This window comes from Bordetella petrii, from assembly GCF_020991325.1.
Taxonomy (GTDB): domain Bacteria; phylum Pseudomonadota; class Gammaproteobacteria; order Burkholderiales; family Burkholderiaceae_B; genus Bordetella_A; species Bordetella_A petrii_E.
Genome location: NZ_JAJMLX010000506.1, coordinates 1 through 1,137, shown reverse-complemented (window position 1 = coordinate 1,137; position 1,137 = coordinate 1). Strand labels below are relative to the sequence as shown.

Below are 1,137 nucleotides of genomic sequence, written 5' to 3'. Positions count from 1 at the left end.
ATGGCGAAGCGCAGACCTTCTTCCATGGCGATCGGAGCCAGCAGCTTGACCGTCATCGACACGTTGTCGCCCGGCAGCACCATTTCCTTGTCCTTGGGCAGCTCGATCGAGCCGGTCACGTCCGTCGTGCGGAAGTAGAACTGCGGACGATAGCCGTTGAAGAACGGCGTGTGACGGCCACCTTCTTCCTTGGACAGAATGTACACCTCGGCGGTGAACTCCGTGTGCGGCGTGATCGAACCCGGCTTGGCCAGCACCTGGCCACGCTCGACGTCTTCACGCTTGGTGCCGCGCAGCAAAATGCCCACGTTGTCGCCCGCCTGACCTTGGTCGAGCAGCTTGCGGAACATTTCCACGCCCGTGCACGTCGTCTTCACCGTCGGCTTGATGCCCACGATTTCGATTTCTTCGCCAACCTTCACGATACCGCGCTCGATACGGCCCGTGACCACCGTGCCGCGACCCGAGATCGAGAACACGTCTTCGACCGGCATCAGGAACGCACCGTCGACCGCGCGCTCAGGCGTCGGGATGTACGTGTCCAGCGCCTCGGCCAGCTTCAGGATCGCCTGCTCGCCCAGTTCGCCCTTGTCGCCTTCCAGCGCCAGCTTGGCCGAACCCTTGATGATCGGCGTGTCGTCGCCCGGGAAGTCGTACTTCGACAGCAGCTCGCGAACTTCCATTTCCACCAGCTCGAGCAGCTCGGCGTCGTCCACCATGTCGGCCTTGTTCAGGAACACGATGATGTACGGCACGCCAACCTGGCGCGACAGCAGAATGTGCTCGCGCGTCTGCGGCATCGGGCCGTCCGCGGCCGAGCACACCAGGATCGCGCCGTCCATCTGCGCCGCGCCCGTGATCATGTTCTTGACATAGTCAGCGTGGCCCGGGCAGTCAACGTGCGCGTAGTGACGGCTTTCCGTCTCGTACTCCACGTGGGCCGTGTTGATCGTGATGCCGCGCGCCTTCTCTTCCGGCGCCGCGTCGATCTGGTCGTAGCCGCGGGCTTCCCCGCCGAACTTCGTCGACAGCACCGTCGTGATCGCCGCCGTCAACGTCGTTTTGCCGTGGTCAACGTGACCAATCGTACCCACGTTCACGTGCGGCTTGGTACGTTCAAACTTGCCTTTTGCCATG

The 1,137-nt window shown here is 63.1% G+C and carries 1 protein-coding gene; it reads right to left on the bottom strand.

Translation table 11 applies throughout. The features are described 5' to 3' along the window. On the bottom strand, nucleotides 1–1,136 hold a 1,136-nt coding region (gene tuf / locus LPZ50_RS24985; protein WP_230665517.1), incomplete at its 3' end, for an elongation factor Tu. Nucleotide 1,137: the final 1 nt, after the last annotated feature.